Genomic DNA, 14,381 nt, shown 5'->3' with positions numbered 1-14,381 from the left:
CTCAGCGCTAATCCAAACGCTGAGCTTTTTTATTTGAAGATTCTTGGGTCGAAAGCAAAATCAAGCTTCTCTGCTTTCTTCAGGATGTCTTTCATCTTGGGATGGTTTGGATTGACGACGTAGTTGTTGTCACGAGGCGAAATCGTTGAAGGCACTTGCAGTGCAGCAAACTCAGGATGTGGATCGTTGAGAAACTGGTCGCCAATGTATTGTGTGGATTCACTAGCAGGAATGGAGCGCCAAGTGACCGGTAAGTCTTCTTCATCCAGTGCGGCAATTAAGTATTCCGGCATCTCGATACGATACAAATCGTAAAGCTTGGTGATAGCAGGATCGTTGTTTACATGCACGAAAACTTCTAACGAGCAAAGAGATTCGGATTGAGAAAAGTACAGTGCTTCGGTTCCTTTCGAGTTCCATCGCCCACCGTATAGCTTGGCACCGATTGGGCTAAATGGAGACTCAGAGAACTTCTTTTGAGTCAGTCGATAGAGCTTCATATTACGAGAATACCCCGTGCTCTAGTCGTCCAATCAAATCTTTGACGATTTCAAAATCAACCGTGGTAGAAACCATGTCTAATGGGCGCTTGCCACCCAAACCGTAAACATTCTCTCGCATCCAACCTAGTGCGCGTTCTTCATCATCAAACAGTTCTGTTGCTAGCTTAAGTAGCATCGCTAAACGATAGATGGCATCACTCTCTTGCGTGTTGAAGCGCTCTTCGTTTTTGAGTCGACGTTTGATGGTGCTCACCGGGATCAATGTAACGTGTTGGAATTCGCTTTGAGAAAGCTTCACACGCTCGACGATATTACGGTATACCTTTGGCTCAAAGCCTTTATGAACCGCATCGGTACGACCGGTTTCGGCATCTTCAATGCCCAGCATAAACCAGAAGTTTGCCTTATGAGGCAGCTTCGGTTTAAAGCTTTTTAATGTTGCCGTTGCCATACTGAGCTCCTATAGACCAAATGGTCTTAATATTATGGTCCATATGAGCTCAATTATCAATCGTGCAAATTGCAGCCACGGTAAAACAGGCACGAATCAGAGCAAGAGAAACGTTAAGGCTTGTCTACGCCTGCGTATTTCACCCCAGAAAGCAACGCCATATCGCGATTCCAAGTGGCGAGGTCGTGTTGATTAAACTTGCTGAGATCATCGTGTCCACACGCTCTTGCCATCACTTGCATCAACTCAACCGAGGCTTCAAAGAAGTTCTTCAATTGAACCGAGGCTTTATCCACATTCAACCGCTGTCTTAAGTCAGCTTTTTGTGTCGCAATGCCTGCTGGACAATTGTTTGTATTGCACATTCTCGCGGCTACACAACCTATCGACTGCATCGCACTGTTAGAAATCGCAACGCCATCTGCACCGAGCGCCATCGCTTTTACAAAGTCCATTGGAACACGCAGTCCACCCGTGACAATTAGCGTGACACTGTCACTCACACCTTGTGCATCCAGGTAGCGTCTTGCTCTAGCAAGAGCAGGAATGGTTGGCACGCTGATGTGATCACGGAACATAGCAGGCGCTGCCCCCGTGCCTCCTCCACGACCATCCAAAATGATGTAGTCCGCACTGGCATCAAGTGCGAACTGAATATCTTCTTCGATATGATTTGCACTGAGCTTAAATCCAATTGGGATACCACCTGTTACTTCACGCACCCGATCTGCAAACTTTTTAAAATCTTCTGCGGTATGCAGATCTTTAAACGTCGGTGGTGAAATCGCAGATTGCCCTTCGGGAATACCACGCACTTGCGATATTTTGCCCACATTTTTATTGGCTGGTAGATGACCACCAGTCCCTGTTTTTGCTCCCTGCCCACCTTTAAAGTGGAAAGCTTGAACATTGAGCAACTTAGATTCGTCGTAACCAAATTGTGCACTCGCCAGTTCATAGAAATAGCGCGAGTTTGCCGCTTGTTCTTCTGGCAGCATACCACCTTCTCCGGAGCAAATTCCGGTTCCGGCTAACTCCGCACCTTTCGCGAGTGAGATTTTGGCTTCTTCTGATAACGCGCCAAAACTCATGTCAGAGACAAACAAAGGAATTTTTAGTACCAGCGGCTTCTTCGCTTTTGGACCAATCACCAATTCGGTTTTGACCGGCACATCCTCCATCAGAGGTTTGGTTGCCATTTGTGCGACCATCATTTGCAGTTCATCCCAATGTGGCAATTGGTCTCTCGGCACTCCCATCGCCGTCATCGGTCCATGATGCCCTAACTTTGATAGCCCTTCTCTTGCCAATTGGTGAATAAACTCAACTGTGGGTTCTTCTTGCGTCGCCACAGCAATCGGGATCTCGTTATTTCCTGCTTGGATACCCGGACCTTCCTGTCCTACTTGCTCAGAGGTAAACTGCTTATGCGTCCCATCGCAGAAAGGCGCATTTGCGGTGTGCTTACACTGACACAGGTACGCATCTTCATCCTTTTCAGCGACAAAGCTCATGGGTTTAAAATCGGTTCCGGCATGGGAGCCATCACAATAAGGTTGGTTCTTAGATCGCCCGCATCGACAAAAGTAATATTCTTGCCCTTGCACAAGCTCAACTTTGATGGGTTTGTTATCCGCTATTACTGGTTTGCTCATTTTGCTTCCCTTTTTCAATGCCATACTCTGTGGTTGGCTTTCAGTAAGCGTAGAACAGCTCAAGTAAAGCGTCAGGGGAATAGAGATTTACCTATACTTTATGTGGGTCTCAACACTTTGGAGGCTAACATGACCATGTCAACCCGGCTCGACCACTATTTGACTGAGTACCATATTCACTTTCAAACCGTGAATCACAGTCATAGTAATAGTTCGCTGCAAAGCGGTGTTGCAGCGGGTATCCCTCTCAATAACTTGGCAAAAGGCGTGATTTTGGAAGATCACCAAGGTCGTCATATGATGGCTGTCTTGCCTGCAAATAATAAAATCAGCTTGTCTCGATTGAATGACGAGCTCAACGCCTCTTTCCATTTAATCAAAGAAAGAGAAGTCTATCGTTTGTTTACCGATTGCGATAACGGTGCGATACCTCCAGTGGGTAGCGCGTATCACATGGCAACCATTTGCGATGAAATGCTCGCCAATTTAGAGCATGTATATTTGGAAGCAGGCGATCACGAAACCTTGATTAAGTTAGATAAAGAAGCATTCCGTGAACTGATGGGAGAAAGTCGTTTTCTACGCTTTAGTAGTCAGGTATTTCATTAGTCTTAAGCTGCAATGAATGCAGTGCCTAGAACAAGTTGGCTCTTGTTGTGACAATTTCATTTTGAATTGCTTTCGCGACAAGAGCCTTTATTCGTTCGTATCTTTAGCGTCTTTAACCTCCTCAACCAAACCCGCTCTGTCAATTCGATAATGCGCGAGATCGTGAGCAAGAAAGAGATGACCAGAGTAAGCGGTTTGAGCTTCTTGTCGAATCTGCTCGATCGACACTTCCGCTTCAGGGCTGAATTGATAGCGAGGACTAAAGTGAGTGAGAATCAAGTTCAGGACTTGTTTTGCCTGCGCATAACTGGCGACTTGTGAGGAATAAGCGTGACCAACTTCTCCTGCTCGCTCTTTCATCGCTTCTGAGTACGTTGATTCGTGTACCAACAGGTGCGCACCTTCAATTAGACTATCGAGCGTTTCTGGTTTGTCGTTATCACCACAAATAATCACTTTTCTCGGTGGATGTGCAAGCTTAGTAAACGCCTTACTCATTAAGGTTTGACCTCGGTACTCCACATCATTACCACGGACAAGTTCTCCCCAGATAGGTCCCCTCGGAATGTTCGATTGCTCAAGCTTATCAATGTCTGGATACATTCGAATAGTTGACTCTTCAAAACAGTAAGCAAAGCTAGGAACGCGATGTGAAAGTGCAGTTGCGGTAATCGTAAACTGACCAATTTCAATCGAATCAAACTGCTCTACTTCAATGAAGTGAAGTTCAAATGGCAGATAGAGTTTGGTGAACGCTTGAGTCGCTTCAAACCACTGTTTAATCCCCTCTGGGGCAATGATCGTCAGAGGATCTTTACGGTTATTCATACCTGCACTGGCGAGTAAGCCCGGTAAACCATAACAATGGTCGCCATGAATATGGGTAATACAAATAACTCGTAAATAATTAAGTGATAACGGAGTGTATAGCAATTGGTGCTGAGTCGCCTCTCCGCAGTCAATCAGAAACCACCCTTTTCCCTTGCTCTCCAGCAAAGCAGTCGCAGAAACATTACGGGATTTAGTTGGAACCCCAGAAGACGTTCCTAAGAAATACAGCTCCATATGACTTCCCATCCCTTAAGTAAAAGCTCTAATTACTCATAAAGTTTAGCATTCGATCCAGTGATAAATTGTATGATTCTCACCGATTAGAGCACTAAGCCTCAAATACCAATTAAACACCTGTTTAAAACATTTGTACCAAAACGCATTTATTACCATTCGCTATTCTATAACACTTAAGCCACACTTTTTCAGTGGACATCAAACAGCATAGGGCTTTTTCGTGAAACATCCACGATGTATAAATCGAGCTTAACTATAACATTTACAGATATTTATACCAAAAACTACAAACCATTAGTTATATGAGATGGTAATAACAAATCCTGAAATTCAATGTTACAACTATGTTAATTGTTTTTTATGCTTGAGCTGAGTATTTAATGAATAACCTACTCACCCCCTGTATAGGTTATTAGGCACTTTTATTTAAAACGCATCCTAAAAACACATGGAGTTTCAGAGTGATATGAAGACAAGGAATGCAAAACTCGCGCTTGCAATAGCTATAGCGCTCAGCTCCCCTAAATTATACGCAGCTGGGTTTCAATTATCCGAACATTCTGCCGCAGGTCTAGGGCGTGCCAATGCAGGCGAAGCCGCCATAGCAGACGGCGCATCGGTGGTTGCCCATAACCCTGCTGCCATTGCAATGTTCGATTCTTACCAATTGTCCGTAGGTGCTGCTTACATCATGCCAGAGGTTCGCGTAACCGGTAACGGACCTTCAGAATCCTTCAATAATCAGCTAACCAACAATGACGTCGTTGACAATGTGGTTGTGCCATCATTTTATATCGCTGCCCCAATCAATGACTCGTGGTCCTGGGGGCTTGGCATCTTCACTGACTTTGGGTTGGCAACCGAATACCCTGATGACTATTTAGCCGGACCGATTGGTGGGGAAACCAGTTTAGAAACCATTAATTTTAACCCTACCATCGCCTACCGAATCAACGACGAGTTCAGTGTCGGTGCTGGCGCTAGCATTGTTTATGGTAAAGCCAAGCTCACGCGTACGTTGGGTATTCTTGCCGATGCGATTAATGCTGATACGGGCGCAAATTTTGCACGCACCGACGTGGCAAAATCACTCGATGGTGATGGCTGGGGTTACGGTTTTAACCTCGGCGCACTTTGGGAGGTCAACGAGAAGCACCGTTTCGGATTAAGCTATCGCTCTAAAGTGGATGTGGATTTCGAAGGCGATTATTACTCAGACATCCCAAGTGCGATTTCGATGCCGGGTCAAACCGTGACAGGTGACCTAACCCTAAACCTGCCGAGCATTACTGAGTTCTCTGGTTTCCATCAGATTACCGATCCACTGGCTATTCACTACAGTGTGATGATGACGGGTTGGGATGTGTTTGAGGAAATCCGCGCCACCGTAGATGGACAAGAAGTTCTGCAAAAGGATGAGAACTTCGAGAATTCCTTCAAATATGCGTTTGGGGCAACTTACCAACTCAACCCATCCTTCACACTGCGTGCTGGTATTGCTTACGACGAAACGCCTAACGTTAATGATAAGAGCATCAGCTTGCCAGATTCCGACCGAATCAATTACAGCTTTGGTGCCACCTATGCCTTCAATCAAAACAGCCGAATCGACTTTGGATTCACCTTTATTGATGCCGAAGAAGTCACGTTCACTGAACCGCTTGAGCCTCACGCTCTACCGGGCGTGGATATCGCCTATCGCTCCGAAGGTGATGCCTACATATACGGAATCCAATACAACCACTCTTTCTAATTATTCCTGACTGAGTCAATAACACTAATTACAGGGAAGCAAATCATGCACGGAATAAACAAAACGGTTGTCGCTGCACTCATCAGTTCCAGTCTTTTGATGGGTTGTAACAGTGACGATTATGACGAACCGCAAACCTCTAGCGGTTATGAATTATCTGAATACGGTACACCAGAATTATGTGGCAACGGTCAGGAATGGGCGAGCGCGGAACAAGTCACCGCGATTGAAAACCTGGTCGAACTTGCCGAAGACAACAGCGTTGTAACACTGCCCGCTGGTTGTTTCAAAATGAATAACCAATTGACGGTCGATTCGAAGAATAACCTCGTGTTACGTGGTGCTGGTATCGACCAAACCTACCTCGACTTCAGTGGCGTGGATGGCAAAGATGGTATTGCCATCAGTGGTGGTTCGAACATCACCGTATCCGATCTCCAAATTGCGGAAGCTTCTAAAAACGGTCTTAAAGCAGACGGGGTTGAAGGCATCATTATTCGTGATGTCGCGGCGGTTTGGCTCGAAGTGCCTCGTGCACGTGACGAAGATGGCAACCTACGCGGTACTTACGGCATCTATCCAGTAAAATCTCAAAACGTCTTGATTGAAGATACATGGAGTTACGGCAGTGCCGATGCAGGTATCTATGTGGGTCAAACCATCGGTGCGGTTATCCGTGACAACGTAGCGGAAAAGAACATCGCCGGTATCGAGATTGAAAACAGTTCGAATGTGGATGTCTACAACAACTTAGCGCTCGGAAACACGGGCGGTGTGCTGCTGTTTGACCTACCGGGCGCCACCACTATTGGTCGCTTAATTGATGATGTACGCATCTTTGATAACGTCATTCGTGACAACAACTTAGAGAACTACGTTGATACTACCTGTCAAAATGGGCTTGGCGGCTGTGGCGTGGTAGGCATCGTCCCTCCTGGTACTGGCGTCGTCATTCTGTCCGGACGTAATAGTGAGTTCTTCAACAACACGATTACTAACCACGACTCAATGGCACTTGCTATGACGAGTTACTTGTTGGTGAACGGCGATCCCAACGCTTACAGCCCACTCAATGGGACATCTGAAGGCAATGCCGTTATGCAGGGCTGGAACCCTGTTCCGACCAACATGTATTTCCACGATAACACCATTACCAACACGGGCGCCAATCCAAATGGTTCTCTGATTGAGGATATGATTTTAGCGTACACATTGAATCATCAAGCCTTCCCTGCTCTGTTTTATGATGGCGCGGGTGAGTCACTGATTCGTTCACAGATGTTTGCACCATTGCGTGATGCGCTCAACGGTATGACAGGAACAACCAACTGGAATTACCTTACCGAGTTTACCGATGCAGACAGCAACTGTTTAGTGAACAATGGCGCAAGTGTCGGTGTATTGGTTGATAACATGGACCCAACCGCAATTGGTCGTTATGCGGAAAACCCAGCCAATGCAGATTTCTTATACGAGAAAGAGCAAACAACGCTACTTACCGCTGGTTGTGATTCTAAGACGCCATTAGACATCAATACCGTCACAATTAATGGCGTGGTGTATGGCTACAATCAAACCGAAGACGGAGCGACGGATCCTGATAATCCAGATACACCAAACGGTATCGTCGGCAACGCAAGCTGCGCCCTAGATGACGTGACGGGTATTAACTGGGATGCGATTACACGTGAAAGCGCGACATACGGTGAAAACTGTGTGAGCTTGTCGCAATACAACCTGTTTGAAGACGCGAACGATCCAACACAAAACCTCAATTTAGCGGCATCTGCGAAAGGTACTTTGTATGAGATGAACGTTGAACTCTTTACTGACTATGCACGCAAATACCGCTTTGTTGTGATGCCGAACGAAGCCTCTGCAAGCTATCGTGAGCAAGAGGTGTTCGACTTCCCAGTCGGTACCGTGTTGGTTAAAACCTTTGCGCTACCTTCGAGTACTGAGAATGCTCGTGGTGAAAATGAAGAGCTCATTGAGACTCGCCTATTGATTCGTCGTGACAGCGGTTGGATTGCCTTGCCTTACGTATGGAATGAAGACAAAACCGACGCTTACCTGACTGCCGTATCGGTACCCTTTGTGCGCAGCGTAGAACATAACGGCGAAACGCTTAATTTCACTTATGAAGTACCAAGCCGAAATGAGTGTACCTTGTGTCACAAAGTAGAATCTGATGTCTCCGATCCTACTGGTAACACACAGCCAAAAGGTTTCTCTCCTATTGGTCCTAAAGCTCGTAACCTAAACAGTGTTCAAGATGTCTCTGATGGCTCGCCAGTCAACCAACTTGTACATTGGGAAACGCTGGGGCTATTTACAGAAGCTTTACCAGATACACCAGAGAACTTACCTAAGACCCCTGTCTTTGATACCGAAGCGGGAGCAAGTAATCTAACGGATACTGAGCTACTGGATTACGCCAAAGCGTACCTTGATGTGAACTGTGCGCACTGCCATCGCACCGAAGGTAAAGCGGCGAGTAATCCATTCAAGTTTGAATACTGGCGTGAAGGGATCAGTGAAATGGGTATTTGCGCTCGTGGTATCACCTTCCACAAAGGTCCATCTCCGTATGTGATTGTACCGGGTGATCCAGAAAACTCTGTGCTGCACTACCGCATCAATGTCGACAACGGAAATATGATGCCAGAACTAGGCAGACACGTTGTTCACGATGAAGGTGTTCAGTTAATTGCCGATTGGATTAACTCGATTGATACCACAGGCTGGAGCTGTGTAGAGTAATAATATCAATGGCTACCAAGTGTTTAAGTAACCATTAACTTACTTCAACTAGCCGTATTAAAGGCAAACGAAATAGAAGAGCATATGAAAAGTCTCCAGCTATGCCGGAGACTTTTTGCGGTTTTATGCTTAATCCAAATTGATTTAGTCTTGTGGATTCTCTTTCGCGTTGATTTCTGCGTAGGTGTGAAGAAGCTCAGTTAGCGTTTTCACCCATGCAAAAACATCGTTTGGTGTATTTTCTAATAGCTTTTCAACTTGCGCGCAGTGCGTTTCAAGTGTGATCGCTTCTTCTAAACGGAATGAAATCGCGTAGAAATGCCACAGCACAAGCCGAGTCATTCGCTCACTGTTCTGCTTCGCATTATCGGATTCATCAAATGCTTGCTGAATTTCGCTTAGCGCGATTGCAGTCATACGTAACATTGCATCTAGACGCGCCGATAACATACGGTCTTCGCTGTCTACTTCTTCTTGATCAAAGGTAAACAGCTCGTTCATCACATCTTCTGGCACCATTTTACTGATCATGCGAGCACTGAACTCTTCCAGTTCATGGCGAGGCATAGTCACAAGACAATCGAACGTGTAATCACGAAGCATAAAATCACTCTATATCAGTTATAACTTTTAGAGTGCGCATTCTAAGGGCTGTGATTTCAATTGCCAGTGTTTCTTTTGTTGGATGTCCAACGAATCTTGTTCACGTCGCCTTAGTCGGTAGATTTGCTCTTCTTAAAATACTGGAACACTTTCCAAACAGCGAACGCTGCCACGCCAACGATCAATGCAGAGCGAAGGAGAATGGGCGCATCGTGTTCGAGTTGGGTTGCGTGAGGGACAATGCTTGCAAACAACCTACTGGCAAAAAGCAGCCCCATCACCAACATAATAACCTTGTTCATACGCGCTACCTTTCAAAGTCGAGTCCCACGCACCAAACGCAGTTATCGAGTTGTTTGCTAAATAAGAGCCTTAGCCCTGAGTGAACTTAAAAGAATGCGCGCCATGATTGTCGTCGTCAACACCACCGGGGTCTGAAAGTCGGTAAGCTAATATTGCATATTTGAGGAAGCGCCAAGTGATGCCAATCAATTACTCTCTGGCTGCCAACCTTAACCCCCGAAGAACACATTCTGTCCCTTATTTGACCATAAATCGTAGTTTTTCATAACTTTGGAGAACTAGGAGCTTTGAATGTACCCGTGCAACCTCGCTTTTAACTTTGGGTAAGGGCTTTATAGAGATCACGAATTTTCATTTGAAATTCCATCACTTTCAAAAAGAGGAACTTGCCTCCATCAAAGTTCACCGCATTTAGTACGGCTTCCTGTGTTTACAATATTTATGAAATCAACAGCTTTCAAACGTAACACTCAGGAGGCTCACCTATGAACAACGAGGCAAAACAACTTTTTCACCATCTGTGTCATCAATACGACGAGCTGTCTCAAGACTTAGCTACTCGCCCTTTTCCTGAGCTATCGGAAACCATCCGTCACCCACTCGGTTATTGCTTTGTTCGTTGCTCTATCGGCAGTCAACGTTTTTCAATAGTGTCGATCAAGTTTGATCCTTCGGTACGAGGTCAAGGTGTGCTAACGGCTTTTATCAACTACATCAAAAGCAATCCACATCAATACCAAGGCGTTGAAGTTGCAATCATCGAAAACCAAAATTTAGCGAAAAGGTTGCTGTCTCTTGGGTGGGAATACAAATCCTTGTTTAGCAAACTTTTCTTCTCCAAAAAGCCCACGCTCGTTAAAGACTTTCAATGCGCCTAGTCGTCGCCTTTTAGCATATCGATAAATGCTCGTCTTGATTCAGCAGACATATCACGATGTGTCGTGTATGCCACATGAGCATTTTCCTTAGCAGCTTTCGTAAGCTCAATGCTCCACAAGGCATTTATCTGGTTTGGCACTAGTGAGTAACGTACGTCAATGATACGCCGTTCATTGTTGGGATCTCGTACGACAAAGCCATCAGAAAACCATCGGAATCGCTCAATATCTGCGGCTTGCTGTGATGTACGGCTTAACCAAGGAAAATCTTTGCTGACATCTAATTTAGTCACAGATTCACCAGTATAGATTTTTATGTACGTCCCTACTCTTATGGCGTCCACATAGTAGTTACCATCAGCTTCGTAGATGACTTTCCAAACCAGAGTGTTTGCGAACGTGGGTTTAGCTTCTAATCGCAACGGCACATGTTGTCTTGCTTTAGCCACCTTCCATCCAGCCTCTTCTGCTCTTTCTCTTTGAATCACTCCGAAGGAGAGATAAGCGAGTGCCCAAATTAAAGCGATTCGCCCGTACCAAGGGTTACGTTTCCAGAACGCAAACAGAACACCAATTAAAATTGGAAGCGTAAAGAGAGGATCGATAACAGAAACCGTATTCCACGAATAACGAGCATTGGTTAGCGGCCAGAACAGTTGAGTGCCGTAACTGGTGCACGCATCCAGTAAACCATGTGTCGCGTAACCAAGTGCGCAATACCACCAGCTTTGTTTGAACGCTAACCCAAACCTTTTGCCGAGCATTGGGTATAAAGCCAATGCACAGAGCAAACTACCAATAGGAATGAACACCAATGAATGGGTGAATTGTCGGTGGTATTCAAGAAACAACAGCGGGTCGCTCGAAGACTGAATCAGAATGTCTAAATCTGGCGCCATGCCCGCAAACATTCCAAGCACACCTGCCGCCACTAAATGCTGTTTTTTACTTGCCGACTGAGACAAAGATGCCCCAACGAGTCCTTGAGTTAACGGGTCCATCGGCTATGTTCTTTATTTTGTCTAAAAACCAGAAAGGTTGGCTGCATAAAATATCCGTATTTAGTGAACTCGAGAAAGGAACGACATAGCGCATCAAAGTGATTGAATCTCTGAGTTATTTGCACAAGAGCACTACCTTTAGTGTAGAAGGAGTCAGTTACTTCCGCCTCTATTACGCTATACCCAAGTAACCTCGAGATGCTAGGTTCAGCGAGACTGACTTGGTTTGTAGACGCGGCGGCGATTTAAAGGTTTAGTGGGTCTAAATCAAGAATCGGCAACAAAGTATACAAGCCAAGGCAGCTCGCCCTTTGGGAGCGTGTCATTGACCCGATTGCTGCGTCAAACAACTTGGAAAGAGCTGGCTATTACACTGCGTTGTTTTCCTTGCTCTCGAATCAATGACAACACTCTGAATCCTGCATCTTGAAGTCACTTGGGTATATAATCTGACACCTTACCTTTTGAGTATAAGTTTGAGGAAACTCAATCAACGCCAATTCCGAGGAATGCCTTGCAATTAACCAGCTTTAAATACAAAACGCGAAAAGGTCCTGACTATCGTCATGGGGAGCAAGTGTCGTTCATCGATATTAAAGAGACCTTTGGCATTGGTGGTATCCGGATTGGCAAATGGGTTAATACGGAGGAAAAAGATCTCGCTGCAAACTTGATCTTTGATTCTTTGGCTGACTTAGCTTATCTCTTAGCGTTGCCACCTTCCGCCATAGGGCTAAGAGGCAATTTGAACCTCGCCTTCGGTACAGGTGGAAGTAAAGGTGTTCAAGCGCATTATGCACCGAATCAACGCGAACTTGCTTTAGCTAAGAATGCAGGTGCTGGTGCACTTGCTCATGAGTTCTGGCATGCGTTCGACCATTACATCGCAGAAAAAGCGTTTGATATTGGTGATAGATCAGGTCCACAACGTAAGACGATATTTGCCAGTGATTGCTGGCTGCATAACGCAGAGCATTTCCCTCACCCATTAAACGAGCGACTGCTTAAGATTTTCGATACAACTTTGCTCAGTGCCGACGGACAAGATAAGCACGATTACGTGACTCGAAGCGTTAAAGCGGATAAAGCAATGGGCGCTAGTTACTTTTCTCAACCTACGGAGATGATGGCAAGAGCATTTGAAGCCGTCGTCGAATCTTGCTCGGGCATCGAAAACTCTTATTTGGTTTCCGGCACAACTAAGGCGGACGCCATTATCGTCTATCCAGACATTGCTCATCGCCAAGTCATTCACCAGGCACTGCAAGCTTATTTCAGACCGCTTGGTGAGGCATTGAGCCGATAGCAAAGAATAGCGACTATGCGCCACGAGATATCATGATTTCCCAGTACAGACCTTTACCACAGAACTAAAAAAGGTTTATACATAAACTTATATTATTCAAAGTGCTGATATTTCATGACGCTAAAACAAATTCTGCAAATCCGTAATGTCCGCTGCTTCTTAATGTTCCGAAGCAGCTACTTTGCGCGATTCTACTATCCAGTGTTCACTCTACTCTATTTAGATTACGGCTTAACACTGTCTCAATTTGCGATGCTCAACGTGGTTTGGGCTGCAACCATCGTGCTAGCTGAAGTCCCTTCCGGTGCATTTGCCGACACATTAGGACGCAAACGACTAGTGGTGCTATCTTCGATAGTTATGTTCATCGAAATTGCAATGATCGCCTTTGTCCCTACAGGAAATCCCACTTTTGTTTTCATTGTATTTTTGATTAACCGAGTGTTGAGTGGCTTAGCTATGGCATTGGCAAGCGGCGCAGATGAAGCGCTGGCTTACGACACGCTAAAAGAGCAAGGCAAAGAAGATTTGTGGCCACGAGTGCTGCAAATCCAACTTCGACTGTCTTCGAGTATCGGTATAGTCGTCACCCTTTTGGGTGCAGCCATGTACGACGTCAACTTTATGGCAAGCGTTTATCATTTCTTAGGATTCGCAGAGCCAGAGTCTACACAAGACATCATGAGAATCCCCGTCTATGCGACCTTGTTTGTAGCAATGATTGCTATCTACTCGGCATTCAGCATGAGAGAAGCGAAAAAAGTCATCCCGAGCAACAGCAGTAAGTTAGCGTCCACGATGGAGAGTATGAAGCTGACCTTCAACACAGCAAAATGGGTATTGTCGACGCCTTATGTATTGTTCATTCTTCTCTACTACAGCTTGTTTGAGCATACATCACGTATGTTTTTAACCATGAATAGCCAGTACTACCGTGCCATTGATATTCCGATTATTTACTTTGGTTTTATTGGTGCAGGCATCAGTGTGTTGCAGATTCTGTTGGCAGGACAAAGTCGTCGTTTAGCAGAAAGCATGGCTCCGAAAACGTTCATTGCAATAATGGGGTTTGCGAGTATGGCGACGTATTATTGGATTAGCCTTGGATGGTCTATTTACGGCGTCATTCCGGCGTTGATCCTTATCTTCATCATTATGACGATGAACATTTTCATTAGTTATCATCTCAACAAGAAAACGGAATCTCACAACCGAGCGACGGTACTTAGCTTTAAAGGTTTAATGTTTAACCTAGGCTACGGCTCAATTGGTATTCTTTATGCCTATTACTACAAGTTAATCTCGCAAAACTATACGCAAGAACAGATCGCACAGCACATCGATTTCATCGCTTCGCTATCTTCATTCTTTTATTACTTTACGTTCTTGTTTATCGCCATCAGCGTATTTTTCTACTTTAAAGATAAGAAGCAGACCATTTTCTAACCGCAGATATTGGCGATTCAACCCCATCTAAAGATACCAAAT

The 14,381-nt window shown here is 45.2% G+C and carries 13 protein-coding genes; 6 read left to right on the top strand and 7 right to left on the bottom strand.

The features are described 5' to 3' along the window. Window positions 1-29: 29 nt before the first annotated feature. The 3 genes from QMY49_RS23580 to QMY49_RS23570 all read right to left on the bottom strand — a co-directional run bounded on the left by QMY49_RS23580 (window position 30) and on the right by QMY49_RS23570 (window position 2,609). The gene (locus QMY49_RS23580) at window positions 30-500 is read right to left on the bottom strand and encodes an RES family NAD+ phosphorylase (RefSeq protein ID WP_005447071.1); all 471 of its coding nucleotides are present in this window, start codon (window positions 498-500) and stop codon (window positions 30-32) included. A 1-nt stretch (window position 501) separates the two neighbouring features. Continuing rightward, window positions 502-954 (bottom strand): type II RES/Xre toxin-antitoxin system antitoxin, encoded by a 453-nt coding sequence (gene parS / locus QMY49_RS23575; RefSeq protein ID WP_005426938.1) that lies wholly within the window; start codon window positions 952-954, stop codon window positions 502-504. Between the two features lie 113 nt (window positions 955-1,067). Then, complete coding sequence (locus QMY49_RS23570) at window positions 1,068-2,609, bottom strand: glutamate synthase-related protein (protein ID WP_283314737.1); 1,542 nt, start codon at window positions 2,607-2,609, stop codon at window positions 1,068-1,070. A 129-nt stretch (window positions 2,610-2,738) separates the two neighbouring features. Here QMY49_RS23570 and QMY49_RS23565 point away from each other — a divergent pair, with 129 nt between their 5' ends. Continuing rightward, entirely contained in the window at window positions 2,739-3,218 is a 480-nt protein-coding gene (locus QMY49_RS23565; protein WP_283314734.1) for an aminoacyl-tRNA deacylase, read from the top strand. Between the two features lie 87 nt (window positions 3,219-3,305). On the opposite strand, the gene QMY49_RS23560 is transcribed toward QMY49_RS23565, so the two are convergent. Continuing rightward, the gene (locus QMY49_RS23560; protein ID WP_283314731.1) at window positions 3,306-4,283 is read right to left on the bottom strand and encodes a ribonuclease Z; all 978 of its coding nucleotides are present in this window, start codon (window positions 4,281-4,283) and stop codon (window positions 3,306-3,308) included. Between the two features lie 469 nt (window positions 4,284-4,752). On the opposite strand from QMY49_RS23560, the gene QMY49_RS23555 reads away from it, so the two are divergent. Further along, window positions 4,753-6,039, top strand: a complete 1,287-nt coding sequence (locus QMY49_RS23555) for an outer membrane protein transport protein (RefSeq protein WP_045458919.1) — start codon at window positions 4,753-4,755, stop codon at window positions 6,037-6,039. 45 nt (window positions 6,040-6,084) lie between these two features. Continuing rightward, window positions 6,085-8,802, top strand: coding sequence for an SO2930 family diheme c-type cytochrome (locus QMY49_RS23550; protein ID WP_283314728.1), 2,718 nt, complete (start codon window positions 6,085-6,087; stop codon window positions 8,800-8,802). A gap of 144 nt (window positions 8,803-8,946) precedes the next feature. Here QMY49_RS23550 and QMY49_RS23545 read toward each other — a convergent pair whose 3' ends face one another. Then, entirely contained in the window at window positions 8,947-9,405 is a 459-nt protein-coding gene (locus QMY49_RS23545) for a hypothetical protein (RefSeq protein WP_009699017.1), read from the bottom strand. A 110-nt stretch (window positions 9,406-9,515) separates the two neighbouring features. After that, window positions 9,516-9,707 carry a hypothetical protein gene (locus QMY49_RS23540; RefSeq protein ID WP_005447081.1) on the bottom strand — a complete coding sequence of 64 codons (192 nt, stop codon included), beginning with the start codon at window positions 9,705-9,707 and terminating at the stop codon, window positions 9,516-9,518. 486 nt (window positions 9,708-10,193) lie between these two features. Between QMY49_RS23540 and QMY49_RS23535 the strand changes: the two genes are divergently transcribed. After that, window positions 10,194-10,586, top strand: coding sequence for a hypothetical protein (locus QMY49_RS23535; RefSeq protein ID WP_009699015.1), 393 nt, complete (start codon window positions 10,194-10,196; stop codon window positions 10,584-10,586). On the opposite strand, the gene QMY49_RS23530 is transcribed toward QMY49_RS23535, so the two are convergent. Next, entirely contained in the window at window positions 10,583-11,587 is a 1,005-nt protein-coding gene (locus QMY49_RS23530; RefSeq protein ID WP_283314721.1) for a metal-dependent hydrolase, read from the bottom strand. The genes QMY49_RS23535 and QMY49_RS23530 overlap by 4 nt on opposite strands. A gap of 514 nt (window positions 11,588-12,101) precedes the next feature. Here QMY49_RS23530 and QMY49_RS23525 point away from each other — a divergent pair. Both QMY49_RS23525 and QMY49_RS23520 read left to right on the top strand, forming a co-directional pair. After that, complete coding sequence (locus QMY49_RS23525) at window positions 12,102-12,893, top strand: CLCA_X family protein (protein WP_009699013.1); 792 nt, start codon at window positions 12,102-12,104, stop codon at window positions 12,891-12,893. A 114-nt stretch (window positions 12,894-13,007) separates the two neighbouring features. Further along, the gene (locus tag QMY49_RS23520; protein WP_050934615.1) at window positions 13,008-14,339 is read left to right on the top strand and encodes an MFS transporter; all 1,332 of its coding nucleotides are present in this window, start codon (window positions 13,008-13,010) and stop codon (window positions 14,337-14,339) included. Window positions 14,340-14,381: the final 42 nt, after the last annotated feature.

It is taken from the genome of Vibrio harveyi, from assembly GCF_030060435.1.
GTDB lineage: Bacteria > Pseudomonadota > Gammaproteobacteria > Enterobacterales > Vibrionaceae > Vibrio > Vibrio harveyi.
Note: the sequence above shows the minus strand (reverse complement) of the source record. Positions and strands in the feature narration are given on the sequence as shown.

Excerpts from the sequence above, each read along its gene's own strand:
- QMY49_RS23580 (WP_005447071.1), bottom strand. The coding sequence starts at position 500 with ATGAAGCTCTATCGACTGACTCAAAAGAAGTTCTCTGAGTCTCCATTT.
- parS (WP_005426938.1), bottom strand. The coding sequence starts at position 954 with ATGGCAACGGCAACATTAAAAAGCTTTAAACCGAAGCTGCCTCATAAG.
- QMY49_RS23570 (WP_283314737.1), bottom strand. The coding sequence starts at position 2,609 with ATGAGCAAACCAGTAATAGCGGATAACAAACCCATCAAAGTTGAGCTT.
- QMY49_RS23565 (WP_283314734.1), top strand. The coding sequence starts at position 2,739 with ATGACCATGTCAACCCGGCTCGACCACTATTTGACTGAGTACCATATT.
- QMY49_RS23560 (WP_283314731.1), bottom strand. The coding sequence starts at position 4,283 with ATGGAGCTGTATTTCTTAGGAACGTCTTCTGGGGTTCCAACTAAATCC.
- QMY49_RS23555 (WP_045458919.1), top strand. The coding sequence starts at position 4,753 with ATGAAGACAAGGAATGCAAAACTCGCGCTTGCAATAGCTATAGCGCTC.
- QMY49_RS23550 (WP_283314728.1), top strand. The coding sequence starts at position 6,085 with ATGCACGGAATAAACAAAACGGTTGTCGCTGCACTCATCAGTTCCAGT.
- QMY49_RS23545 (WP_009699017.1), bottom strand. The coding sequence starts at position 9,405 with ATGCTTCGTGATTACACGTTCGATTGTCTTGTGACTATGCCTCGCCAT.
- QMY49_RS23540 (WP_005447081.1), bottom strand. The coding sequence starts at position 9,707 with ATGAACAAGGTTATTATGTTGGTGATGGGGCTGCTTTTTGCCAGTAGG.
- QMY49_RS23535 (WP_009699015.1), top strand. The coding sequence starts at position 10,194 with ATGAACAACGAGGCAAAACAACTTTTTCACCATCTGTGTCATCAATAC.
- QMY49_RS23530 (WP_283314721.1), bottom strand. The coding sequence starts at position 11,587 with ATGGACCCGTTAACTCAAGGACTCGTTGGGGCATCTTTGTCTCAGTCG.
- QMY49_RS23520 (WP_050934615.1), top strand. The coding sequence starts at position 13,008 with ATGACGCTAAAACAAATTCTGCAAATCCGTAATGTCCGCTGCTTCTTA.